Origin of the sequence: Methanimicrococcus stummii (genome assembly GCF_032594435.1) — an archaeon.
GTDB classification, from domain to species: Archaea; Halobacteriota; Methanosarcinia; order Methanosarcinales; family Methanosarcinaceae; genus Methanimicrococcus; species Methanimicrococcus stummii.
Genome location: NZ_CP131062.1, coordinates 91,316 through 116,331, shown reverse-complemented (window position 1 = coordinate 116,331; position 25,016 = coordinate 91,316). Strand labels below are relative to the sequence as shown.

26 protein-coding genes are annotated in these 25,016 nt (G+C 42.8%); 18 read left to right on the top strand and 8 right to left on the bottom strand.

What is annotated here, in order from left to right; translation table 11 throughout:
- Positions 1 to 38: 38 nt before the first annotated feature.
- Positions 39 to 1,298, bottom strand: a complete 1,260-nt coding sequence (locus MmiEs2_RS00595) for a (Fe-S)-binding protein (RefSeq protein WP_316559511.1) — start codon at positions 1,296 to 1,298, stop codon at positions 39 to 41.
- A gap of 164 nt (positions 1,299 to 1,462) precedes the next feature.
- Between MmiEs2_RS00595 and aroC the strand changes: the two genes are divergently transcribed.
- From aroC to MmiEs2_RS00520, 15 genes are all read left to right on the top strand, one after another.
- Positions 1,463 to 2,587, top strand: a complete 1,125-nt coding sequence (gene aroC / locus MmiEs2_RS00590; protein ID WP_316559510.1) for a chorismate synthase — start codon at positions 1,463 to 1,465, stop codon at positions 2,585 to 2,587.
- Positions 2,588 to 2,603: 16 nt separating this feature from the next.
- Positions 2,604 to 3,734: a heme b synthase gene (gene ahbD, locus MmiEs2_RS00585; protein WP_420891228.1), complete on the top strand. Its 1,131-nt coding sequence runs from the start codon at positions 2,604 to 2,606 to the stop codon at positions 3,732 to 3,734.
- Positions 3,734 to 4,195, top strand: a complete 462-nt coding sequence (ahbA, locus tag MmiEs2_RS00580) for a siroheme decarboxylase subunit alpha (RefSeq protein WP_316559509.1) — start codon at positions 3,734 to 3,736, stop codon at positions 4,193 to 4,195. The genes ahbD and ahbA overlap by 1 nt, the downstream gene beginning before the upstream one ends.
- Positions 4,188 to 4,679: a siroheme decarboxylase subunit beta gene (gene ahbB / locus MmiEs2_RS00575; RefSeq protein ID WP_316559508.1), complete on the top strand. Its 492-nt coding sequence runs from the start codon at positions 4,188 to 4,190 to the stop codon at positions 4,677 to 4,679. The genes ahbA and ahbB overlap by 8 nt, the downstream gene beginning before the upstream one ends.
- Positions 4,680 to 4,727: 48 nt before the next feature.
- The gene (locus MmiEs2_RS00570) at positions 4,728 to 5,393 is read left to right on the top strand and encodes a precorrin-2 dehydrogenase/sirohydrochlorin ferrochelatase family protein (RefSeq protein WP_316559507.1); all 666 of its coding nucleotides are present in this window, start codon (positions 4,728 to 4,730) and stop codon (positions 5,391 to 5,393) included.
- Between the two features lie 226 nt (positions 5,394 to 5,619).
- Complete coding sequence (locus MmiEs2_RS00565) at positions 5,620 to 6,240, top strand: DUF6088 family protein (RefSeq protein WP_316559506.1); 621 nt, start codon at positions 5,620 to 5,622, stop codon at positions 6,238 to 6,240.
- 24 nt (positions 6,241 to 6,264) lie between these two features.
- Positions 6,265 to 7,266: a nucleotidyl transferase AbiEii/AbiGii toxin family protein gene (locus MmiEs2_RS00560; RefSeq protein ID WP_316559505.1), complete on the top strand. Its 1,002-nt coding sequence runs from the start codon at positions 6,265 to 6,267 to the stop codon at positions 7,264 to 7,266.
- 149 nt (positions 7,267 to 7,415) lie between these two features.
- Positions 7,416 to 8,672, top strand: a complete 1,257-nt coding sequence (gene hemA, locus MmiEs2_RS00555) for a glutamyl-tRNA reductase (RefSeq protein ID WP_316559504.1) — start codon at positions 7,416 to 7,418, stop codon at positions 8,670 to 8,672.
- A 240-nt stretch (positions 8,673 to 8,912) separates the two neighbouring features.
- The gene (locus tag MmiEs2_RS00550) at positions 8,913 to 9,311 is read left to right on the top strand and encodes a hypothetical protein (protein ID WP_316559503.1); all 399 of its coding nucleotides are present in this window, start codon (positions 8,913 to 8,915) and stop codon (positions 9,309 to 9,311) included.
- A gap of 167 nt (positions 9,312 to 9,478) precedes the next feature.
- Complete coding sequence (gene hemB / locus MmiEs2_RS00545) at positions 9,479 to 10,462, top strand: porphobilinogen synthase (RefSeq protein WP_316559502.1); 984 nt, start codon at positions 9,479 to 9,481, stop codon at positions 10,460 to 10,462.
- Between the two features lie 42 nt (positions 10,463 to 10,504).
- The gene (gene hemL / locus MmiEs2_RS00540; RefSeq protein WP_316559501.1) at positions 10,505 to 11,770 is read left to right on the top strand and encodes a glutamate-1-semialdehyde 2,1-aminomutase; all 1,266 of its coding nucleotides are present in this window, start codon (positions 10,505 to 10,507) and stop codon (positions 11,768 to 11,770) included.
- Between the two features lie 61 nt (positions 11,771 to 11,831).
- Positions 11,832 to 12,026 (top strand): hypothetical protein, encoded by a 195-nt coding sequence (locus MmiEs2_RS00535; RefSeq protein WP_316559500.1) that lies wholly within the window; start codon positions 11,832 to 11,834, stop codon positions 12,024 to 12,026.
- A 104-nt stretch (positions 12,027 to 12,130) separates the two neighbouring features.
- Positions 12,131 to 13,081: a hydroxymethylbilane synthase gene (gene hemC / locus MmiEs2_RS00530; RefSeq protein ID WP_316560252.1), complete on the top strand. Its 951-nt coding sequence runs from the start codon at positions 12,131 to 12,133 to the stop codon at positions 13,079 to 13,081.
- Positions 13,082 to 13,151: 70 nt separating this feature from the next.
- Complete coding sequence (locus MmiEs2_RS00525; protein ID WP_316559499.1) at positions 13,152 to 14,096, top strand: dihydroorotate dehydrogenase; 945 nt, start codon at positions 13,152 to 13,154, stop codon at positions 14,094 to 14,096.
- A gap of 1 nt (position 14,097) precedes the next feature.
- Positions 14,098 to 14,934 (top strand): dihydroorotate dehydrogenase electron transfer subunit, encoded by an 837-nt coding sequence (locus MmiEs2_RS00520; protein WP_316559498.1) that lies wholly within the window; start codon positions 14,098 to 14,100, stop codon positions 14,932 to 14,934.
- A gap of 635 nt (positions 14,935 to 15,569) precedes the next feature.
- Here MmiEs2_RS00520 and MmiEs2_RS00515 read toward each other — a convergent pair.
- Both MmiEs2_RS00515 and MmiEs2_RS00510 read right to left on the bottom strand, forming a co-directional pair.
- Positions 15,570 to 16,460, bottom strand: coding sequence for a DUF7714 family protein (locus tag MmiEs2_RS00515; protein WP_316559497.1), 891 nt, complete (start codon positions 16,458 to 16,460; stop codon positions 15,570 to 15,572).
- Positions 16,461 to 16,552: 92 nt separating this feature from the next.
- Positions 16,553 to 17,020 (bottom strand): ribbon-helix-helix domain-containing protein, encoded by a 468-nt coding sequence (locus MmiEs2_RS00510; protein ID WP_316559496.1) that lies wholly within the window; start codon positions 17,018 to 17,020, stop codon positions 16,553 to 16,555.
- 303 nt (positions 17,021 to 17,323) lie between these two features.
- Here MmiEs2_RS00510 and MmiEs2_RS00505 point away from each other — a divergent pair, with 303 nt between their 5' ends.
- The 3 genes from MmiEs2_RS00505 to MmiEs2_RS00495 all read left to right on the top strand — a co-directional run bounded on the left by MmiEs2_RS00505 (position 17,324) and on the right by MmiEs2_RS00495 (position 20,177).
- Complete coding sequence (locus MmiEs2_RS00505; RefSeq protein ID WP_316559495.1) at positions 17,324 to 18,631, top strand: SPFH domain-containing protein; 1,308 nt, start codon at positions 17,324 to 17,326, stop codon at positions 18,629 to 18,631.
- Positions 18,628 to 19,329: a hypothetical protein gene (locus tag MmiEs2_RS00500; RefSeq protein ID WP_316559494.1), complete on the top strand. Its 702-nt coding sequence runs from the start codon at positions 18,628 to 18,630 to the stop codon at positions 19,327 to 19,329. The genes MmiEs2_RS00505 and MmiEs2_RS00500 overlap by 4 nt, the downstream gene beginning before the upstream one ends.
- A 101-nt stretch (positions 19,330 to 19,430) precedes the next feature.
- Complete coding sequence (locus MmiEs2_RS00495; protein WP_316559493.1) at positions 19,431 to 20,177, top strand: hypothetical protein; 747 nt, start codon at positions 19,431 to 19,433, stop codon at positions 20,175 to 20,177.
- Between the two features lie 87 nt (positions 20,178 to 20,264).
- Here the strand turns inward: MmiEs2_RS00495 and MmiEs2_RS00490 are convergent, their stop codons facing one another.
- The 5 genes from MmiEs2_RS00490 to MmiEs2_RS00470 form a co-directional block, all read right to left on the bottom strand.
- Entirely contained in the window at positions 20,265 to 21,014 is a 750-nt protein-coding gene (locus MmiEs2_RS00490; protein WP_316559492.1) for a hypothetical protein, read from the bottom strand.
- 257 nt (positions 21,015 to 21,271) lie between these two features.
- A complete protein-coding gene (locus tag MmiEs2_RS00485; protein WP_316559491.1) occupies positions 21,272 to 21,883 on the bottom strand; it encodes a hypothetical protein in 612 nt (203 codons plus the stop codon).
- 315 nt (positions 21,884 to 22,198) lie between these two features.
- Positions 22,199 to 23,407 carry a TIGR04013 family B12-binding domain/radical SAM domain-containing protein gene (locus MmiEs2_RS00480; RefSeq protein WP_316559490.1) on the bottom strand — a complete coding sequence of 403 codons (1,209 nt, stop codon included), beginning with the start codon at positions 23,405 to 23,407 and terminating at the stop codon, positions 22,199 to 22,201.
- 16 nt (positions 23,408 to 23,423) lie between these two features.
- Positions 23,424 to 23,828: a DUF126 domain-containing protein gene (locus MmiEs2_RS00475; RefSeq protein WP_316559489.1), complete on the bottom strand. Its 405-nt coding sequence runs from the start codon at positions 23,826 to 23,828 to the stop codon at positions 23,424 to 23,426.
- Entirely contained in the window at positions 23,829 to 25,016 is a 1,188-nt protein-coding gene (locus MmiEs2_RS00470) for a phosphomevalonate dehydratase large subunit (RefSeq protein WP_316559488.1), read from the bottom strand. It lies immediately after the preceding gene.

The following is a 25,016-nucleotide window of genomic DNA, read 5'->3' as shown; positions in this document are numbered from 1 at the left end:
TAATCATTCTTTTTTATTAAAACTTTATCATTTCCGATTCATTTCAAATCGGGGTCGTAATCCGCCGCCAATTCGTCAAACGGCGCGTAATCGTAATGCGTCAGGCATTCCTGAAGCGCTTTGTTGGAAAGATAAATCAGTTTCAAATCGTCGCGCTCCGTCGGCTCGGCGCCGCACGCAAGAGAAATGAATTCCGCCAAATCGTAAACGGGAAGTGAATCGCATTCGGATTCATTCAATCCTTTCTTTGCCGTGTAGCCGCCTTCGATAATGTTTTTCATGCAGCCGCCGCAATTTGTAATAATAATATCGCTGCCCAAACTTTTGGCGTATTTGTGAACGCCGGCGGCTTGACTCACGGATTTTTTGGGAAATGAAGTTCGAACGCCGCCGCCAAAACCGCAACAAACGGAATTCTCCGGCGTCGGATTCACAAGTTTCGCGCCCGGAATCGCCGATAAAACCCGGCGCGGCTCTTCATAAATTCCGGCGGCGCGCGTTAAGTGGCAGGGATCCTGATAAAAAATATTGAGTTTTTCGCCGATTCCGAAGTATTCGCCCATATCTCTTTTAAAATTCAGTTTGCCTTCTTTAAGTAAGCGGGCGAAGTATTCGGAAGATTGAAGCACTTCGAAATTCAAATTTTCAAATCTTTGCGGATAAAGCAATTTAAACGCGCGGTAGCATCCCGGGCACGTCGTAATTAAAATATCTGAGCCGCGCGCGTTGATTTCATCAATGTTGCGCTGCCCGAGTTTTTCAAGCGGTTTTGTGTTGCCGGCGCCGGCCGAAACCGAGCCGCAGCAATAATCAATGCCGCTCATCACGGAATAATCAACGCCTGCCGCCTCCAGCGCTTTGACCGTCGATTTGCCGACGACTTTATTCATACAGGATGCCGCACAACCCGGGAAATAAACGACTTTGCTTTTCTTGCCTTCGTTTTGGAATGCGACCGGCTCTTCCCATTCGCCGATTTTGGTGTAAAGATTATTATCGGAAAACGGATCGACAAGCCCTTGTTCTTCCGTTGCGCCGTGAATACCTGTTCTCTTTTCGCGTGAGGCGGAAATCAGTTTTCGAATGCCCAAGTCTTCGGGACATGTTACGGTGCAGACGTTGCATGTGTAGCAAAGGCGGATGTCATATTCAAGCGGTTTGTCTTCTTCGGCTTTGCCGCCTGACTCGATGTAATCGCAAAGAGAAGGGATGACATCAACCGTGTCATAGCTCGGACAGACATCGACGCATAAGCCGCAGAGAGTGCATTTATCGGTATAAACTTGAATCAGATCCATAAAAACCCTTTTTTGTTTTTGAAAAACTTATATCTATGAGGCAAATTATTTCTATTTTGCTCAAAAGCATTTATTCAAAATAATTCAAATGATTCGGAATTATACTTATAAATCGGGCAAACGATTAAAAAGTATTGAATTAAAAATAAGAATGAGGAAACAAAATGGCAGGAAACAGTTTCGGTGAAGTCTTTCGGGTGACAACTTGGGGCGAGTCCCACGGCCCGGCTGTCGGCGCGGTCATTGACGGCGCGATTCCCGGAATTGAAATCACGGCTGCCGACATCCAAAAAGAATTGGATCGGCGCAGACCCGGCCAAAGCGGCGTTTCAACGCCGCGCGAAGAATCCGACACGGTTGAGATTCTTTCCGGTGTTTTTGAAGGCAAAACAACCGGAACGCCGATTTCCTTATTGATTCGAAATTCAAATCAGCATTCTGCCGATTACGACAGTCTTCGGGACACGCCGCGTCCCGGGCACGCGGATTTCGGATACGCGGAAAAATACGGCATTCGCGACCATCGCGGCGGCGGCAGAAGTTCCGGGCGCGAAACAGTCGGGCGCGTGGCGTCAGGCGCTGTTGCCAAAAAGATTCTGGCGGAATACGGAATCGAAGTTGTCTGCCACACAACTCGAATCGGCAGCGTTTGGGCCGACACAAATTTATCATTATCTTTTGATGAAATCAAAGAAAATATTGAAAAGAATCTGGTGCGCTGCGCCGATTTAAAAGCCGCGGCGCTGATGGAAAAAGAAGTCGACGCGGCAAAAACTGCGGGCGATTCCGTCGGCGGCATTGTCGAAGGTTTGATTCGCGGCGTTCCCACAGGAATCGGCGAGCCTGTTTTTGACAAGCTGGACGCGGATTTGGCAAAAGCGATTATGAGTATCGGCGCCGTCAAAGGATTTGAAATCGGCGACGGATTCGCGGCGGCGGAATTCACCGGCAGCGTTTTTAATGACGCGTTTGAAATCAAAGACGGAAAAATTCAAACAACGACAAACCACGCCGGCGGCATTTTAGGCGGCATTTCAACGGGAAATTTGATTCGTTTCAGAGCGGCGATTAAACCGACACCGTCCGTTTCGATTTCACAGAAGACGGTGAACATTGCCGAAATGAAAGAAACCGAAATTTCAATTTCAGGAAGACATGATCCTGTTATTGCGCCGCGTTTTGTTCCGGTCGGCGAAGCGATGGCGGCAATTGTTATATTAGATCATTTGATGAGAAATCAAGCTTTACGTTTATCAAAAACAAATTTAAATCAAAATAATCAAAAATAAAAACGAGAGGGTAAAAATGAATCATGGAAACGGGGGCTGTCCGCACGGACACGGCGCAGAAACGCAAATGTCTCAATCGAGAGATGAAAGCGGAAGCGAAGGCGGCGTTCGTCCGCCGAGAATTTTGGCGTGGGAGACGACAGGCGCCTGCAATTTAAAATGCAAACACTGCCGCGGCTCTTCGACGGAAGATGCCGATCAAGACGAGCTGACAACGGCGGAAGCGAAAAAATTGCTTGATGAAATTCGTGAAACCGGAACACCGATCATTATTTTAAGCGGCGGCGAGCCATTGATGCGCGACGACATTTTTGAAATCGCGCGCTACGGGACGGATTTAGGATTTCGGATGACGCTTGCGACCAACGGTGTTTTGGTCACCGAAGAAATCGCAAAAAAGATGAAAGACGCCGGCATTCAGCGCGTCAGCATCAGCTTGGACGGGCGCGAAAAAACACACGACGCATTCCGAATGATTCCCGGCTGCTTTGCCGATTCCATGAAAGGCATTGAAAATTTGAAGAAAGCCGGCGTTGAATTCCAAATCAACACGACGATTTCCCGCTTCAATGTTCATGAAATGGAAGACGTTCACAATTTTACAAAAGAAATCGGCGCGGCAGCGCACCACTTTTTCTTTTTGGTTCCGACCGGCCGCGGCGCGGAACTTTCAGAATTTGAAATTACACCCGAAGAATACGAAGTCGCGCTTGAATGGCTTTATGATCTTTCAAGAAAAACCGATTTGCAAATTCGACCGACCTGCGCGCCGCATTATTTCAGAATCATGAGACAACACGCTAAAAAAGAAGGCATTGAAATTACGCCAAAAACGCACGGCTTGGACGCGATGACAAAAGGATGTCTCGGCGGCATTTCTTTCGGCTTCATTTCACGCGTCGGCGAAGTCAACCCCTGCGGCTACCTCCCGGTTTCCGCCGGCAACGTCCGCGAACAATCGTTTAAAGAAATCTGGGAAAACGCGAAAGTTTTCAACGACTTGCGCAATTACGCGGAATACAAAGGCAAATGCGGCGCCTGCGAATATAAATCCGTTTGCGGCGGCTGCCGCGCGCGCGCTTACACCGAACACGGCGATTATATGGAAGAAGAGCCGCTTTGTTCCTACTATCCGGAGGGATACTGATGACGAAAACCGTTGAACTGGACGACATCGACAGAAAGCTCATTAATCTGATTCAGCTGAATTTCCCGATTTCCGCGCACCCGTTTGAGGAAATCGCAAACGAAATCGGAACAACCGAAGACATTGTTATTTCCAAGCTGAGCCGCTTGAAAAACGAAGGCATCATCCGCAGAATCGGCCCGATTATCAACACGCGCGGCATCGGCGGCACCAACACGCTGGCTGCTGTCAAAGTGCCGGCAGGCCAAGTGGATGCGGCAGCAGCTGTCATTAATCGTTACGATGAAGTCTCTCACAATTATCTCAGAAATGAAGAATACAATGTTTGGTTTACGGTGTCGGCGCCGACACAGGACCGCCTGAACCAAATTTTATCGGAAATTCAAACGGAATTGAATTGTCCGCTTTTGGATTTGCCGACGATTCAGCAATTTAAAATACAGGTGAATTTCCATGTCTGAAGAAAAAGCGGTTTGGCGTTCCGATATGGACGAAATTGATGAAAAACTCATTCGCCTGATTCAAGGCGGCATTGAGTTCACGCACGCGCCTTTTGCAAAGGCTGTAGCCGAGCTCGGCATTTCCGAAGATGAAATCGTTTCCCGCTTGAAAAAATTGGCTGAAGAGAAGAAAATCCGCCGTTTCGGCGCGTCCATCGGCCATATCGCGCTCGGTTTTACCGCAAACGGCATGGGTGTTTGGGATATCCCCGAAGACCGAATTGAAGAAGTCGGCAAAAAGATGGCCGCCTTTGATGAAGTCAGCCATTGTTATCACCGCCCGCGGTCGGCAGAATGGCCGTATAATATGTACACAATGATTCACGGCAAATCGCAAGAGGAATGCAAAGCGGCCGCCGAAAAAATTTCAAAAGCCGTCGGCATCACCGATTATAAACTCGTTTTCAGCGAAAAAGAATTGAAGAAAAAAGGCGTTCGCATTTAAAAATTCATTTTAATTTATTTTTTATTTTTTACAACAGGAGCAGCAAGAATGACAACACCGACGCAAACCAATAAGAATCCGTATTTGCCGTTATGGATTGATTTCACGGACAAAATCGTTGTCATTTTCGGCGGCGGCGCTGTCGGCGAGCGCAAAGCGAAACGCTTTTTTGAAAAAGCAATGGTGACGGTTGTCAGTTCAAGCTTAACGCCCACGCTTTCAGAAATGGAAGCGAATGATTCGATTCTGTTTATTGAAAAAGACCTTTCCGATTTGAGCGACGGCGAGATTTTTGACTGCATGTCCGATGCGTTTTTAGTCATTGCGGCGACTTCTGATTCGGAAGTGAACCGCAGAATCATTTCAATGGCAAAAACCGCCGGCGTTTTGGTTAACGACACCGAAAAAGCCGACGAAGTTATCATTCCGTCTTTGATTGAACGCGGCGGGCTTCAAATCGCGATTTCATCGAGCGGCGAAAGTCCGGCGGTCACGAAATACGCGCGAATGACAATCGAAAACGCGATAGATGACAATTTGGAACTGATGATTGACCTGCAAAATGAAATGCGCGAATATCTGAAAACGGTTGTTTCGGATCAGAAAAAACGGCAGGAAATTTTGTGGGACATTATGAATGATGAAGAGATTTGGAAGCTTTTGCCGGCGGATTTTGAGAAGGCGAAAGAGAAGGCGATGGGGAAACAAAATTGACGATATGATTCAACCTGCAATCGTCGCTTTTTAAAATCTTATTTTTTAGTTATTGTCGCCATTTATCACTGCTGTTTGTGTTGCTGTTGCTGTTTGTTGTTGCGATTTTTTGTGTATTTGTTACTGTTTTGTCTACTGCTGTTGTTTTTATTTTATTGCTGCATTTTAAATTTTATACAATCATTTTGTCCGAAAAAATTATATCTTTTCGGACGAAATTAGATTTATGAAACGTGAAATGTATTTAGAAGAAATTAAAAATAGAATTCTCCGAGAGGGGGGTGACAAAGTCTACATTTCGGCAGATTTTGCTGACATTGCCCGCATAGAAACTGTAAACAGAATTCTTTCGAGATTGGCAGACGAAGGAATTATTCGCCGCGTGCTGCAGGGGATTTACGAATGTCCGAAGTACAGCACATTTTTAAAAGAATATATTTCACCGTCCGCCGATAAAATTGCGCAAGCTATTGCGCGAAAAAACGGATGGGAGATTATACCGAATGAAGATGCGGCATTAAACATGCTCGGATTGTCAACTCAAGTTCCTGCCGTATATATTTACGCTTGCGACGGAATAACAAAAACATATGAGGTTGTCGGTGAATTCAACAAGATCAAAATCATTTTTAAGAAAACACCGATTAAAGACATCAAAGGAATGTCATTTAAAACCGCTTTAATTGTTCAGGCTCAAAAAGCGAAAGGGAAACAGAACATTGATGACATATTTATCCGAACTGTTTCAGATAAATTAACTCCTGTAGAAAAAACGGCGCTTCTGTCGGAAACAAAGAATTCGACATTATGGATTCGTGAAAATATGAAAAAAATCGCAACATATTAAAAAAACGGAATCATGATAGATTTTATGAAAGATATTGCAATCTCATCTGAAGAAAATCGCCGGGAATTATTCCAAGCAACTGCAAACCGAATGGGCATTCAGCCGGCAATCGTTGAAAAGGATTTTTGGGTTTGTTGGATTTTAGATTATTTATTTCATCGGAGTTTATTGAAAAATCATCTTGTTTTCAAAGGCGGCACCAGTCTTTCAAAGTGTTATAATCTCATTGAACGGTTTTCCGAAGATGTTGATTTAATTCTTGATTGGCGTGTTTTGGGATATGAAACTTCAGAATTAATGGAAAAACGCACTTTGAAACAGCAAAATAAACTGAATCATAAAATTCAAAATGAGAGCTGTCTTTTTTTGAAAAAGTTTCTTCCGAAATTAGAGAAAGATTTGAAAAAAGAATTGGGAAGTAATATCCACTGTGATATCGATTCAAGCAATGAAGCTGTCATTCGATTTTCCTATCCCCGAAACTTCTCGGAGGTTTCCATTCTGCCTGCGATTCGGCTTGAAATAAATGCGCTTGCCGTCCGAACACCGTCAGAAAACATCAAAATTTCACCCTATGCCGCCGACTTTTTCCCGAATCTTTTTTCCGAAAAAACAACGGAAATACAAACCGTTACTTGTGAACGAACGTTTTGGGAAAAAATTACAATTTTACATCGGGAAGCGCACCGTTTGAAAGAAAAACAATTTCCTGAAAGATATTCCAGACATTATTACGATGTTTACTGCATTGCAAATTCGGCATTCAAGAAAAAAATGATGAACCAAATCGGATTGCTGGAAGAAATTACTGCGTTTAAAGAGAAATTTTATCCGAATTCTTGGGCCCAATACAATGACGCAAAACCGGGAACTTTGAAATTAATGCCGCCTGAATATAATTTAGAAAAACTGAAAGACGATTATGAAAAAATGAAAAATATGTTTTTTTATCCGGATGAAATTTCCTTCGATGAAATTATGAAAGTCATTGAAGATTTGGAAATTGAAATAAATAATATAAAATGAATTTGAAAAGTAAATGGAGCAGGTTAAGTTTATTAAAAATTGAATCTTTGTAACGATTCAATTTATCGGGAAACATTCATATGAGAGTTCCAATAATTAGTATTACTTTTGACCTGAATTAATCATACTCAAACGAAGCGGTTGGATTTATGAACGAAATTTCAAGCATGGTTATCTCTCACAAAAAAGCGACGGTCGCCGAAATGGAATGTGCGTGGCCGCTGACGACAGAGGAGATGCTCGAAAAGCTTTACGAAAGCGATCTCGTTTATGAATGCGTTATTTTAAAAACGTGCAACCGTGCGGAAGTTTATGTTGTTTCCGAAAAGGGAAGCAGTGTTTTATTTAATTTTACGAAAGCGATCGGCGTTGAAACCCGAATCGTCGATTTTTACGATCATGAAGAATCTTTGGATCACTTGCTCCGCTTGTCTTGCGGTCTGGAATCCATGATTATGGGCGAAGATCAGATTCTCGGACAAATCCGGGACGCTTATAATTTGGCGGTCAAAAAGAAGACAATCGGCCGCATTTTGGACACCGCGTTTACAAAAGCGATTCAAGTCGGCAGACGCGCTCGGACAGAAACAAAAATCAACGAAGGATCTGTTTCAATCGGCTCGGCGGCGGTTGAGCTGGCGGAAGACACGCTCGGCGGCTTGGACGGCAAGTCCATCATGGTTGTCGGCGTCGGCGAAATCGGCGTTTTGGTCGCGCGCGCGCTGGCGGACAAGAATCTGGAAGGCATTTACATTTCCAACCGGACGCACCAAAAAGCGCAGGAACTCGCCTACGAGCTGGGCGGCGAAGCGATTTTGTTTGACGATATTATGAAATATTTGGAAACGGCGGACGTTGTGATCAGCGCAACCGGCGCGCCGCATTACGTGATTACGAAAAAGATTGTCGAAGAAGCGCTGCCGAAAAGAAGCGGAAAACCGCTTTTCATGGTCGATATCGCCAATCCGAGAGACATTGAAGAGTCGGCGGATGAATTAGACGGCGTGACGCTTTGCAATATTGATAATTTGCGCGTCGTCAGCGAAAAAACGCTTAAAATGCGCAACGAAGAAGCGAAAAAGGTTTTTGAAATTATTCATGAAGAGCTTGGTCTTCTCGGAAAACAGTACAAGCGACAGAGAGCGGATGACATCATCGCCTCCCTTTATCGAAATGTTTATGAAATTCGCGAGGAAGAGAAACAAAAAGCGGTTAACAAATTCCGCGTGAAGCACACCATCGGCGAATTTGAAGAAACGATTTTGGAGAATTTAACGCACAGCATCGCCAATCAGATTTTAGCGGAGCCGACGAAGATTCTCAGAAACGCGGCGGAATATGACGACGACGAGCTTTTGGAAGCGGTCGCGCGTGTATTTAATATTCAGCGCGAACCGGAAGAATAATACAAACCGCAATCGAGAAATTAATATTTTTGAATCTTTTTTGAATGAATTTTATTGGAATTAATTGTTTTTGAATGTGAATTTTTAAGCTTGAAAAGAATTTTTTGGATTTTGATTTTATTAATTTTTGATTTTATTAATGAAGTTAAATGTTATTTCATCAAATCTTGAGAAAAGCATAAATAGTAAATATGAAAGTCTAAAAAACAAGATTTTGCATAATCATTTAAGAGGCGTAATATGGAAAAAATGAAAGATATTCTCGGAGAACCGATGGATTTAGTGATTGTTTCACTCACAGAAGATGAAGACTACGGCATTTGCGTGATATCGGTTCGTGATGATGATCCCATTTATCAAATAAAACTGTTCCAAAATGCTTTGGATTTGGAAGACAAAAGCCTGACAAAAGCATTGGAAGAACTGGAAGACTATTCCAAAATATTCACCGAAGAATCCAATGACATTTATGAAATTTTAAACGTTCACCGCGACTTTTGGCTTCAGCCGGAAATCACATCCGACGAATGCGACAAATTGCCCGTGACCGTTATTTCAAGCTGGGCGGAACTCGAAGAGACAATCCGCAAAGGCAAATTGAAAGGCTTGTTCAATTATTTCGCGTTGGACGACAAGTAACATTAAACTTAAAATTGAAATTAAAAAAATCAATTTACTTTTTTTAACTTTCGTTTTCGGACTTCTTTTTCTGAATAACAAATGCGAAAGCTATTTTATATTCATACATCTTAATTCATTTCATATTTTATCGAACTTTTATTTGAAAAAATGAAAGGAGAATCCAAATGTTTCCGCAAATACGAATGAGACGCTTAAGATACGGCAAATTAAAAGAGATGGTTCAGGAAAATGACCTCTCCGTCAGCGATTTGATTTATCCGTTTTTTGTTGATGAAACCGCATCCGAAAAAATTGAAGTTGCGTCCATGCCGGGCGTTTTTCGCTGGCCGCCCGCGCTGGCTGTCGATGCCGCCCGGGAAGCGTACAACCTCGGAATCCCTGCGGTTTTGATTTTCGGGATTCCGAAGACAAAAGACGCGCTCGGCACTTCTTCTTACGGCGACGATGACGTTGTCCAAAAAGCGGTCCGCGCGATTAAAGCGGAATTCGGAAACGATTTGATTGTCATTACAGACCTTTGCATGTGCGAATACACCGATCACGGTCATTGCGGAATCGTGAATTTTGAAACGCATGATGTTGTCAATGATTTGACGCTCCCCATTCTCGGAAAAATCGCGGTGAGCCACGCCCGATCAGGCGCGGACATCGTCGCGCCGTCCGGCATGATGGACGGCATGATTGAAGCAATTCGCTTGGCGCTTGATGAAAACGGCTTTGAAAACACGCCGATTATGTCTTATTCTTCCAAATACGCGTCTGTTTTCTACGGCCCGTTCAGAGACGCAGCAGACTCCGGTTTTTGTTTCGGCGACCGCTCGGAATATCAAATGAATCCGGCAAACGGTGACGAAGCGATTCGCGAGGCGGAACTCGATGTTTTGGAAGGCGCGGACATTTTAATGGTGAAGCCGGGAATGCCGTATCTTGACATTGTTTACAGAATCAAGCAGGAATTTAAAATGCCGCTGGCCATTTATCAGGTGAGCGGCGAGTACGCGATGATTAAAGCCGCTGCCGAAAAAGGCTGGCTGGACGAAGAAAAATGTTTTTATGAAGCGTGCATTTCAATGAAAAGAGCAGGCTCCGATATGATTATTACTTATTACGCGAAGGAACTCACAAAAATCATTAAAGAAAAAGCGTGAGCGGAAAAACACCCGGCAAAGGGAAAATTAAATGGTGGCATTATGAATTTTGATAAATCCGAAAAATTATACAACGAAGCAAAAACACTCATTCCGGGCGGCGTCAGCAGTCCCGTTCGCGCGATTAAGCCGTTTCCGTTTTACACCGCTTCCGCAAACGGTTCTAAAATTTACGATGAAGACGGAAACGAATTCATTGATTATTGTATGGCTTACGGGCCGATGATTTTGGGACACAATCCGCCGGCAATCCGGCAGGCCATTGAAAATCAGTTGGACAAGGGCTGGCTTTACGGAACGCCGAGCGCACTTGAAGTTGAAATGGCGGCTCGTGTTTCCGATTTGTATCCGTCGATTGACATGATGCGTTTTGTATCAAGCGGCTCGGAAGCGACGATGAGCGCGCTTCGATTGGCGCGCGGATTTACGAAAAAGAACAAGATTATCAAGATTGAAGGCGGTTTTCACGGCGCGCACGACGCGGTTTTGGTAAAGGCCGGCTCCGGCGCGACAACGCACGGCGAGCCGAATTCTCCGGGAATTCCGGCAAGCGTGACGGAACACACGCTTCAAGTCGCTTATAACGATATTGAGCAAATGACCGATGTCATTGAAAAAAACAAAAATGATTTGGCGGCCGTGATTTTGGAGCCTGTTATGGGAAATGTCGGCCCGGTTTTGCCAAAGGACGGCTATCTTCAAGAAGTTCGCAAGCTGACGGCGGAAAATGATGTTTTATTAATTTTTGATGAAGTGATTACGGGCTTCAGACTCGCGCCCGGCGGCGCTCAGGAATATTTCGGCATCAAGCCGGATTTGACAACGCTCGGGAAAATTGCAGGCGGCGGCATGCCGATCGGAATTTTCGGCGGCAGAAAAGATATCATGGGAATGATTTCTCCAAACGGCCCGGTTTATCAGGCGGGAACGTTCAGCGGCAGCCCGTGTTCGATGTCTGCCGGAATTGCGGTTTTGGATTATTTGAAAGAAAACAAAGTCCAGGAAACTTTGAACAAACGCGGTGACATGTTCCGGAAAATGCTTTCCGATGTCGTAACCGACAAAAAGCCGGATTACTCTGTCGGCGGTTTGTCTTCCCTCTTTGTGATTTTCTTCGGCGGCAAGCCGATGAATTATCAGGATGTTTTGAAATGCGATTCCGCGAAATACATGGAATTCTTCCATAAAATGCTGAACTCGGGTGTCTTTTTGCCGCCGTCACAATTTGAGACGAATTTCATTTCGATGGCGCACACAGATGAAGATTTCAGCAAAACGGCTGAGGCTGTTGAGAAAAACTTAGTTTAATAAATTTAAATTTGATTTTTGAAAATTATTTAAATTTGAACTTAACAATTGAGAGGGGAAAATGGAACATTTTATCAAATGTCCGGCGTGCTGTATGACGAACGTGGAGCCGACGCAAATCGGCAGAGGCGCAGGAGACAAATATCTCTGCGCGGACTGCCGTCACGGTTTTACGGTTGAATACAAAAAAACGCCGCAGAATATTGTTGAGCAGTATTGGAAAAAAGGGGCGGTCGCCGCAATTGTATTGCTGTAGATCGGGGTTTTGGCTTGGTTCTTCTTTTTGAGATGAACATTTAAGCAAAAGCTCAATAAAATAATAAAAACATCAGTAAAACTAAAAACACGGGAAAACAGATGATGATTATCGGAACAAGAGGAAGCCGGCTTGCGTTGGTTCAAACGAGAAAAGTCGCCGCGCTTTTAAAAGAAAAGGGATTTGAAACGGAAGAGCAAATTATCAAAACCGACGGCGACCGTTTCACCGACAGGCCGCTTTATCAGGTTTCAACCGGCGTCGGCGCGTTCGTCCGTGAACTCGATGACGCGATGATTGCAGACGGCATCGAAATTGCCGTCCATTCCATGAAAGATCTGCCGACAATCCGTCCGCCCGAATTGATTACGGCGGCAGTTCTCCCGCGCGACTCGCCTTACGATGTTTTGCTTACAAAAGACGGCTTAACGATTGATGAGCTTCCGAAAAACGCCGTCATCGGCACAAGTTCCATGCGCCGCCGCGCGCAGCTCATGCGCTACCGCCCCGATTTGGAAATTGCGGAATTGCGCGGAAACATTGACACGCGTCTGCGGAAATTAGAAGAAGGGCAGTATGACGGCATCATCTTGGCCGAAGCCGGTTTGGAGCGCATGGGCTGGGACGACATGGTTCGCACACGATTGCCCATTGATGATTTTATCCCCTCGCCGAACCAGGGGACGGTTGCGGTTGCCGCACTTTCCGGAACGCCGGCGGTTGATGCGGTTTCTCTTTTGAATGATGAAAAATCCCAAATTGAAACACGAATTGAAAGAATTGTTGTGACGGATTTGGAAGGCGGCTGCACGACGCCGATCGGCGCTTACGCGAAGTTTGAATCAAGCGGCAAAAAAATCCGCGTGCGTGCGGAAGTTCTCTCCTGTGACGGTACAAAAAGCATTCGCGTCGATGAGAAAATTTCAGCCGATGATTGGGAAGAAGAAGCGGAAAAACTCGGCAAATATCTGGCCGATTCCGGCGGCAAAATGCTTGCGGAAGATGCGATCTGCTACATTCAGGAATTGAAAAACCAAAAGGAACAGGCCGAATAAAAAGTGAAAATTCATTCCAGAAATGAATGAAATAAAATAATAAGAATATAAAAGGAATCAGGGAAAAATTATGGTTTATTTAGCAGCCGGCGTTCCGCTTAAAAATCCGACAATCTTAGCGGCCGGCATTCTCGGAACGACCGGCGCGTCTATGACGCGCGTGATTCAAAACGGCGCGGGTGGCGTTGTTACAAAATCAATCGGCCCGATTCCGGTTTACGGACACGCCAATCCGTCTATGATTACGCTGAGTGCAAACGGCGGCAGCGGCGATGTTTACGGTTATTTGAATGCGATGGGACTTCCGAATCCGTCTTATGACGAATTCCGCCAGGAAATTGAATTTGTTAAAAACAATCCGGTCGCTAATGACGACGGAAACGCGCCTGTCATTGCCAGCATTTTCGGCGGTGACGCGAAAGATTTTGTCGCGGTTGCGGAGGGGTTGTTGCCGTCCAAACCCGACGCTTTTGAGCTCAATGTCAGCTGTCCGCACGCCAAAGGCTACGGTGCGGATATCGGAAGTGCGCCCTGCCAGGTGGAAGAAGTGACGGCGGCGGTGAAAAATGCGGTTAACGTTCCTGTATGGGTGAAGCTGACACCGAATGTCGCAAATATTAAAGAAATCGGTCTTGCGGCGCAGGCAGGCGGCGCGGACGCGGTTGTTGCAATCAACACGGTTCGCGGAATGGCGATTGACATTCATTCGGGCTGGCCCGTTCTCGGAAACAGATCCGGCGGCATGTCGGGCCCGGCAGTGAAACCGGTTGCGGTTAAATGTGTTTATGATTTGTACGAAGCGCTTGAGATTCCGGTGATCGGTGTCGGCGGCGTTTCTTGTTTTGAAGATATGATTGAAATGATGATGGCCGGCGCATCCGCGATTCAAATCGGGTCGGCGGTTTATGAGAATGATCAAATTTTCGCGGATGTTTGGGACGGCGCGCAGCAATTTATGAAAGAAAACGGATATGCTTTTGACGAGCTCATCGGCATGGCGCACAGGAGGAAATAAGATGGCAGACGGAAACGAAAGCGGACACGACTCAAACTGCAAATGCCATTCCGGCGGCTATCCTGTGAACGCGAAAATCATTGATGTGATTGATGAAACGAATACCGGCAAGAGAACGCTTCTTTTTGACCGTGGATTTGAAAATATGAAACCCGGCAATTTTTGTATGGTTTGGATTCGCGGCGTTGATGAAATCCCGCTCGGCTGCGCTTACAAGAACGGTGTCACATTTCAAACGGTCGGTCCTGCGACAAACGCGCTTTTTGATTTGAAAGCAGGCGACAGCGTCGGCCTGCGCGGACCGCTCGGAAATCCGTTTACGCTTCCCGAATCGGGAGAAAATGTTTTAATTATCGCAGGCGGCATCGGTGCAGCTCCGCTTGCGCCGCTTGCCGAAAAATCAAAGGAAATCGGCGCGAACGTAACAATCATTCTCGGCGCGAGAAGTGAAGCCGACATTATTTTTGAGGAACGTTTCGGCAAAACCGGAGAAGTTTTGCTGACGACCGATGACGGAACGAAAGGCCGAAAAGGTTTTGTGACCGACGTTTTAGCGGAAGCCGATTTGGAAAAAATAGATCGGATTTACGTTTGCGGTCCTGAAATGATGATGAAATTCGTCATGAAAATTTTAATCGAAAAAGACGCGCTTTCCAAAGCCGAATTTTCAATGGAACGTTATTTCAAATGCGGCATCGGTGTTTGCGGCGCCTGCTGCATTGACACGCTCGGCGTTCGCGTCTGCAAAGACGGACCTGTTTTCAAAGCGACAACGTTACTTGACTCTGAGTTCGGGAAGTATCACCGCGATGCTTCCGGGAAAAGAATTACGTATTGATTTTGGCGCGGCGACCGCGCGCGAGCTGCACCAATTTCCTTATTTTTTTTGAAAAATGATGTTTGATTGTTATTGAAATTTTAAAATCGTTGTGTCCATTTTTTGAGATTTAATTAAAAATCCGGATAACCACCTCCAACGGCGAGTTTCGCGAGTGGAAGAAAATATTGGAGATTCGTTCCAAGATTTCAATAAATATATGTAACCGATTCAATAATTCAAATTTAGGCGGACAGGTTTGAATTGTTTATTCTTCTTTGTTTTATCCGCAAATCTCAATTTTGCTCGCTTCGCTCACAAAATCTCAATTTGCGGTCGTATTTGGACTTTTCATTTAATTTTCAATGAAACCCAAACATCGGTTTTGAATTTAATTTTCAAACTCGAACCCCCGATAAAACCAAAAAAATAGAATTGTTTTGGGGAAAAGGGGGTTCGGGTTTTTATTAAATTAAAAAAACGATGTTTGTTTTTTTGAGAATAAAATAAATGAAAAACAAATCAGCCGCCTCCAACGCCGAGTTTCGCAAGTGAAAGGAGGCTTGGAGATTCGCTCAAATATTTTATTAAAAAATATATGACTGTTTCAATTATTCAAACTCTGGTTTGAAAATTAAAGACCAAAAATTAAAAATTCATTGGTCGATTTTTTGAAGTTCAAGCGCCAGTTTTCGAATGCATTCGGCGATTTGCCATTCGCCTGCGCCCCAGTGAACGATAACGCCTTTCTGTCCGTTGATTTGAATAATTTTCCCGGAATTTTCCGATTTGCAGCAGCGCATGACAAACGGTTTATCGGGTTTCGTCAAATCCGAACGCATCGGACACATGTCAACAAAATCGTATTTCAAATTCGGGTACAGTGTTTGAATAATTTGGCGAGACGTGTCGCAGCCGACCAAAAGCCAGCCGTCTTCTGTTTCGTCCAAAACATCGGAATCCAAAAATTTGCCGGAAAGTCCCGAAGAATGACACGGGTAAATTGTTTTTTCGCCTTGATAAACGGAAAGGTCGGCGAGTTTTTCAGTAAACCGAATTTGGAGGTCGCCAAAAATGTTTGCGGCTTCCAGCCGTTTAATGCAATTGGAAAGCCACGCCGGCTCCGGCGGATAAACATCAACGATTTGAATTTCCAAAATTTCGGAAACATCAGGGTCTTTGACAAAAGTCAAATGTTTGTCAAATCCTTTAAAAACAACTGTCGTTGCAAGCTTTCCCCCGTTTTGATTCGATCGGATTTCATTTTCATCGCGAATGAGCCGATCGGCCGTTTCAATCAAAAGCGTTCTGTTTTTGATATTCATTTCTTCCGGATACAAAAGAACTTCATCGGCGCCGGCAATCAAAACGGAGCGAACCGGATTTCGAAGAAAACCGCTGCCGTCATGTTCAATTTCATATAAATTGTAGCCGGCATCCGTTTTTTCAAGAATGTATTGAGACAAAAAATAAACTTTTTGATTATCATGACCGGGTTTTCCGGCTTCCGCCCACCCGATTGTTTTGTATTCGTCCGGAAAAATCATTGCATCTCTGTCCATAATTAATAATTAAACAAATCAATGAGTCATATAAAAACGTAAGCACTTGGATTAATAGAAAATATGGAATTTGAAACTTATTGTTCTTTATTAATCTCATCCATAATCTCTCGAATCATCTCTTTCAAATCGTTTTTTGAAAGAGGAATATCTTCATCAGGAATCAAATCAAGCTCAATTTTCTTTTCAGTATTGTTACAATATTCAAAAAAATCAAATAATGCAGAACGTACAATTAAAGATTTATTTTTTTGAGTTGTTTCAACCAACTTTTCAAGTTCTTGATCCAAAAATGTGCTGTATGTCACCGATATTTTCTTTCGAGCGGAATTATCAATCGGAAAATTTTCAAAAATTGTTGTATGTACAAAATTTTGATTCATACTATAAACAGACAATTTCCCTAAAAAAACAGCCACTGCAACATTTACAATATCTGATACGGAAGAAAATTCACCTTTTTTAATTAACGAATTCATTTGATTCAAAAGGTTTTGACTTACCGTAAGAGATATTGATATTTTTCTGCTGCTTGGAGAAGTCATACTTATTTGAAGTTTTTGAAAAAATATTATCGTTTGTGACGTGTTTATCGCATTTGAAATTTAAAAGCTATAAAAATCGCATTTTAGAAAATATTAAATAGTTTAATGCGATACATATGGTATTGAATTGACTCCAATTAATTCAACAAATATTACAACTCAATTTAGGAGGACGTCTGTGATAATAGGAATCTTACTTGTTGCGGCATCAACACTGCATGTCGTAAATACATTTGGCGTTTTTGATATTATATTATAAATTAAATTTTTAAAAAACTATTTTTAATTTTTTGAAGGATTATTATGGGAATTGTCAACGTTTTAACATTTTACGGCACAGCCGACACGTTTGCGTGGAAATATCCGAATGATGAATTGAGCACTTACACACAATTGATTGTCAAAGAAACTCAAGAAGCTGTTCTTTACAAAAGTGGTATGGCGTTGGACGTATTCGGCCCCGGACGGCATGTATTGGAAACAGCAAATATTCCTATTTTGAATAAATTGATTAATCTGCCTTTCGGCGGTAAATCGCCGTTTAAAGCGGAAGTGTGGTACGTCAACAAAATTTATTCATTAGATATTAAATGGGGGACAACATCACCGATTCAAATTCAGGATCCGAAATACGGAATATTCGTTCCGGTTCGTTCATTCGGACAATTCGGCATTAAGATAGAGGATTCCAAAAAATTCTTGACAAAGTTAGTCGGAACACTTCCCGAATATAATAAAACGACTTTGACAAATTACTTCCGCGGTCTTTATTTGACGAAAGTCAAAGATTCAATTTCTTCATATCTTGTCAACAAGCAAATAACGCTCCTTGAGATTAACGCGTATTTGGATGAAATTTCAAATCATTTGGAAGAACGTATAAAACCGTTTTTTGCCGAATATGGAATAAAAATTGTTAATTTTTATGTCAATGATATCAGCGTTCCCGAAGATGACATAGGGGTTATCAGATTAAAAGAAGCATTGGCAAAACGTGCTGAAATGGATATTATCGGATACAATTACCATACAGAACGCACTTTTGATACTCTTGAAGGAGCTGCTACAAATCCCGGATCAAGTTCTGCCGGAATAGTTGGAGCAGGACTTGGGCTCGGAATGGGGATTCCTTTGGGAAATATAATGGGACAACAAGTAAACAATATGGGACAAATTTTCAATAACGGTGAAACTATTCAATGTAGCCGATGCAAATCGCCGGTTTCTAAAAACAAACAGTTCTGTCAGGATTGTGGTTTTGATATGCATTCAAGTTCAATAATTCATTCCGTTAAATGCAGCCATTGTGGTTTTATATTAGATCCATCAAAAAAATTCTGTTCGAAATGTGGAGACAAATACAATCCGTGTCCGAATTGCAGTGCAGATTTACCAGAAAATGAGAAAGTATGCAAATCTTGCAATTACGCATTGCCTGAACCATGCCCATCTTGCAATGTACCTGTTTCTAAGGAGAGTCGTTTCTGTCCGGAATGCGGTTTTCTCCTTGTTAAAAAATGCAAGTCCTGTGATGCCGATATTTTATCAGATGCTTCTAAATTCTGCCACAAATGTGGTTCAAAATATGAATTGGAGGGGGGTTTAGAATGAAAAATCAAAACATTCATTCTACTTTAACATATATTTCAATTAGCCTGATTGTTCTTGTAACCAGTTTACTTTTGTTTTTTTTGCTTACAGAAGACAGAACATATATTGATTGGGTGGGAATCGGATTTATTTTGATTGCTGAGCTTGGTGTAATGTTGTTTTTAGTGTTGAATACAATACCGAAACAAAAAAACACCCTTATGTTTCAATCAGGTTCGATTTCAATTATTTCCATTTATGTTTTGGCAGCAGTTTTTATTTCCGTTATTTTCATGATTTGGTTTAGAGATGAGATTTTTGTTCTCGGTTCCGTCCAATTCGCTTTAATTGCAATTGTTTTGATGAGTTTATTGATACTGTATAAATTCAGTGCAGACAACGAAAAATCAAACAATGAAACAATGCAATCTGTTGAATTTATGAAGAAATTGATTGATAAAACCGAATTTATGAAAAAAACTGTCAACACTGATTATGAAGAGGACTTAGAGCAAATATCAGAAGCACTCCGATGCAGTGATATGTCTTTGACATCAGAAATTGACGGCCAGATTGAACAAGAGCTGGATTTGCTTCAAAAAATGCTTCATTCCCAAGAAGCTGAACCGGAGCAGATTAAAAAACAAAAGGAATCTGTTTTAAATTTAATTTTGTTGCGGAAACAAGATGTTTCCCGTCGAAACCAAGGACAGATTTAAAAAATAAATTTAAAAAGGGGCATCATGCCTTTTTTAACATTTAAATGTTGTTATAATAGTAATTAAAAATTTTAAATTTAATAAAATCAAAGGTAATTTTTATGACTGATACACAATCTAAAAAAAATATTACAGGTCTCGAAATTATTACATCATCCTTTAAAAAAGGATGGGGAGCTTTTATCAGCAATATTATCGTTTTTATTGTTAGTTTGTTAATCGCTGCCCTCGGATCAATTTTAATCGTTACATTTGCACCCCTTTGGTATGGCTTTATTCATATGGTTGTTAAAGCTGCCAGTGGTGAAAAAGTTGAAATTAAAGATGTTTTCTATGGTTTTAAATCTGTTAATGTATTTATCCGAAGTTGGATTTATTGGATTATTACCATCATCGTTTTGATTATCATCACAACTATTACAACTTTACTGGCAAGCATTACTCCTATTTTAGGATATATTGGTATGTTCTTGAACTTTACATGGATTTTTATCACATTATATATGATTTACATATATGTCATGACACCTTCCGAAAATATCATTTATGCATACAAAGAAAGTTTCAATTTGTTCAAGAAAAATATTGTTATAACAATTATTGCATACATCGTTACTTACATCCTTTCTATTATCGGCATGCTTCTTCTCGGTGTCGGTCTTTTGATTACAGTTCCGATTTCATTACTCTTCACAACGTTTGTTTTAAAAACAATTACTCGAAATGAAACAAAAACTGAGACGTCTTATGGTATCGTCCATTGCCGCAATTGTGGTGCAAGCAATTATCGTGAAGACCTTCTTGAAGAATTAGAAAAATGTGAATACTGTGGTACTTCATTCAAATAAATAATTTTAAAAAATTAATAGAAGCTGTCTGAAATCAGACAGCATTTCAAATTTTTAATTAACTCTTTTTTATGAAATAACTTGAAATCAGACTTCAGATTCCATTCCTGACATATCCTTCAGCATCGGATTCAATTCTTTAAGCATATAAGCGCCGAAAATGTAGCCGAGCGGAATCGTAATGATCAAGATGGACAAAATCCAGGAAATAATGATTGTCAAAAGAACCATGACAATGTTTGATTTGCCGACACTGATACTTTCCTTCAAAGCGTAGAAGAAACCTTCATCGGGCCTCATCACATAAATATAAATCGTGAAGAAGAAGAAAATTTCAACCAAAAGCATCAGAATGATGTACAGAAGACCGCCGATTAAAATGCCGACGGATTCGCTTGCAAAAGCGATGACGTAGCCGACGAAGTCGGAAACTAAGGCGACAAGCGCCGTCACCACGGCAATAATGATTGCGTAAACCAGCGTGTAAATCAAACTTCTGACATAAGCTTTGCCGGATTTAAAGGCGTAGAAAAGATCACCGATCTTAACGTCGCTGCTGCGCGTTCCTTTAATCGCCATGTAATACAAACTGTAAGTCAGCGGGGAAATTAACAAAAAGCCGATAACCGTCGTGACAATCATAATCAAAAGAGAAAGACCGAATTCTCCGTTGACAAAAGCTTCATAAACAGCCCAAAAATCGCCGCCGAAGCCGATAAAGTAAGCAATTCCGGCAATGATGAAGAAGAGAACAATGCCAACCAAATACGCGACAATATTGTCCAAGTAAGAACGACCGGCTTTTTTAACGCCGTCGACAAGTAAACCGAATTCCATAATGAATCACCTTTCGTTTTATTTTGTTTTTTTTAATTTTTTATTTGTTTTTATAATCAATTAAACTATTATTCAAAGTCGAGACCACACATTTTACAAATCAAATCACATTCAATTTTAATTTGTAAATCGGCACACACATTTTACAAATAATATATGTATGTTTTTAGTTAAATATTTTTATATATTTGCATTTGCAAAAAAAATTCAGAGTCTGAAAAAGACTCTGAATCAGTTTTCGTAAATGTTTCAGTCAATTAGTTGGCTGCGTCAATTCCGGGCTTCAATGCTTTCAAGACAGAGACTGTGAAGACGAATGCAATTGGGATTGTAACCAAAAGACCGATACCGAGAAGGATTGCGCCGATAACAGCGAGGAGATAGACGACAATGTACGCAAGGATTGTCATAATGAGGTTTTCCTTAAGAACATTGAAACCTTCTTTATATGCGTAAACCGCATTTTCGGACGGTGTCATGACGTAGATGTACATCGAGTAGAATGTAACAAGGGCCCAGATAACGGACAAGAGTGTGCCGATAATTGAGAGGAACGGTGAAACCATCGTCAACAAATATGTGATGACTGCGATGATGATGATAACAACAACGTAAACGATGTAGTACATCCAGCTTCTGATGAAAGCGCTGACGGATTTAAATCCGTAGAAAATGTCCGTAATTTCGACTTTTTCGCCGCGGGCGCCTTTAACTGCCATATAAGAAAGACCGTAAACTAACGGTGCAATCGTAACGATTAAAATTGATCCGATAACTGCAATCAAAAGACCGAGGACGTACGCAACAATGTTGTTTTTGAATGCGTCCCAGCCGTTCTTGAGACCGGATGTAAGAATATCAAAATCCATAACAATGACTCCTAAATTTTTACAAATATTACAATATTTTACAAATACTATTTTTAAATCTTTGAATCGGTAATAATAACGTAAAGTGCGATCACCGCATGAATAAAATTACCGAAAATACGCAGCGCTGCACCACATTAATGCAGACATTTATTAGACAAAAATCTGAGAAATAAACAGCTGCCATTTCTGGAAATGCCACTGCATACATATTTAATGAAAACGCTGTATTAATACGTTTCCATTCCTTGATAATTATATTGTATATCTTATATATATTTTTGGTTTAGAAATTGTCGAAGACTACCGCCGCCATCAGGAATCATCATTTTGAGGCGGCATATTCTCCCAAGTTCCTTTCAATTTGCCGCCGAGTGCAAGCTTGCCGAGTTTCTTGGAAATTTCCGGATGAACCTTTGCAGGCGTCACGTTTTCATACGCCGTTGACGGAAGCGGCGTCAAATAATGTGCGCGCACTTCACCGCCTTTTTGACAAAGCCAATCAATCATTTCCAGCGTTTTTTGCTGATCTTCTTCGGTCTCACTCGGAAAACCCGTAATAAAATCGACAATCGGCGTAATATCATTTGAAAAACAAAGCTCGGCCGCCGAATAAACATCATTTGCCGAATGACCGCGCCCGATTTCTTTCAAAACTGCATCACTTCCGGACTGCGCGCCGATGCTGAGCGAATCATTCGCGCAATACGCGTGAAGCAAGTCAATCATTTCTTCCGTGACGAATTCCGGGCGCACTTCCGACGGAAATGTTCCGAAAAAGAGGCGCTTGTTTTCGAGTTTTGACAAGGAAGACAGCAATTCTTTGACTTTTTCAGGTTTCGGCGTTCCCCCGTTTCCGCCATAAGCAAAGGCGTTTGAAGAAATGAACCGCAAATCGTCATAATACGCCGCGTATTTGACAATCTCGGAAACACTTCGATGGCGCATTTTGTGCCCGAAAATCTGCGGCGTTTGGCAAAATTTGCAGGCGTGCGGACAGCCACGCGAGATTTCAAGCGGGCGCCAAATATTATCGGGCGAAAAACAAGGGCAGCTGTCTAACGAAACAGCTTCTCTTTTCGGCGTTGTTACGAGTTTTCCGGCGCCTTTTTTAAACGCGATTCCGGAGATTGTTTCAAATCCGGATTTCAAATCAACGCCGTTTCGGCGGTTTTCCTGAATTTTTGAAATGAGCATGGGAAGCGTCACTTCGCCTTCGCCGACAACAACCGCGTCAAAATATTGCAGCGTTTCAAACGGCGCGCCGGACGGGTGCGGCCCGCCGGCAATAAAAAATGCAGGAATTTTGTCGGCGCGAGCTTTCATAATTTCTTCAAAAACATTTTCCTTTTGGTTTGTAAAAAAACTGTAAAGCATAATTCCGTCAGCCGGTGATTTAACAAAATCCGCGCCGGGAAGAACCGGAATCAAGGCCGAATAACTGTAAGTGTTTTTCTTAAAATAGCGGAAATGAATCGGAAGAGGAAAAGAGAATTGATTTGGCGCGCCGTTTCCCGAATTCATTTTCAAATAACCGCCGTTACAAAATTTCAATAAATCCTTCCGCGCTGTTGACTAAAACCTCGTCGCCGTTCTTTAAAACGTCATACGGATTCGTCTCCAGCTTATCAATCAGCGGAATTTCGGAAATGATTGCGCCGACGGCGACAATCGGCTCGCATTCCAAATTAATAATTGCAGCAGGTGCCTTGTTGTTCTTTTTCAGCTGATAAATGACATAAGAGCCGACGGTTGATCCTTTTCCTTGCGGAAAAACCAAAATCTTGCCCGTTATGGATTCACCGAAAAGCTCATGCGCCGGATCGACAATTTCACCGGTTTCGGGATTAACGTTTCCCAAAAACGAAATCGGATCTTTCGTCATCAAAACTTTTCCAGTCGCCTCGCCGCGCGCAATCGTCCGCCCGTGAATTGTTTGGCTCATTTAAATCTCCCCCGTTGCATCTTTAACGCAAGCATCAGCCGTGCCGTATGTCGCTTTGATGCCGCACATGCTCGGAACGTAAGCGAATGCTTTGCCGGAATTGACCATCATGCAATTGTAAGAATTCGCGGCCGGTGAGACCACCATGCAAGTATCGCAAACGACTTTCGCGCCGCTCTTTTCGATTTTGTCAACCAGAGCTTTATTTTGTTCGGCAATCTCGCGCGATGTGAAAATCCAAAATTCTTTGACAACGGTTTTGCCGTCAAGGAGAGCGGCAATTTGCTCAAGTTCCGCTTTGGAGCAGTGCGGGCAGCCGATTGTAACGATGTCGTTTCCGTCGGCCAGCGCGTTTGAAGATTCGTAAACCGCGTCAATGTCTTTCCTTTCAATCGAAACACTTTCTGCCGGTTTTTCGTAAACGAAATCGATGTCGGTGATTTCAGGCGTGACACCGTCAATGTGATAAAGCGCGACCGCGCCGGACGCCGCCATTGCCGCGCCGAGCATTTTCATTTCGTCTTTGGACGGAACGGATTTCATCCGAAACAGCGGAATTCTGCTGCCGATGACTTTGCCCGCGACATAGCCGAGCGCGCCGTAATCGGCGCCGATTGTCTCAAAATCGACATTGATTTCAATATCAGGCTTTCGATTTTCAACTTTGTGATAACCGTAATCCGGCGTTTTTCCAACAAGCGCTGCCGCGAGCGCAGAGGGTCCGCCTTCGCGGTTGGTGCGCGCGCCGAGAACGGAGTTCGCATACGAAATGGCAGAGGACTCGCCCCACGCCAAATGATCTTTGTATTGGACGTCAAATCCGCTCAAATAATAAGGCGTACACGTGCATTTCGGCGCGATGCCGAGGCTTCCGAAAGCGTTGATAATTTCAATCTGTTTGGCCGCGAATTTCGGGTCGATTCCGAGGCGTTCCCAGTTGTTCATGTCCATGCCGGCCGGATTGAGAACGGTCGGCACTTTAACGGTTCCTTTCAAATCGGAAATCCATTCGATACCGGCGTCACCAATCGTTTTGTAAGAAACGCCCGAGACTTGCGCGCTTTTAATCGGAATGAGCGCGTCCGCGCCGTAAATGTCGCCGAGCGCGACAAGGATTTCAATCATTTTTCGAAGCGTCTCGCCGTCGTCGCCGCGAAGCGTTTTTTCTTCATCTTTTGTCAGATACAT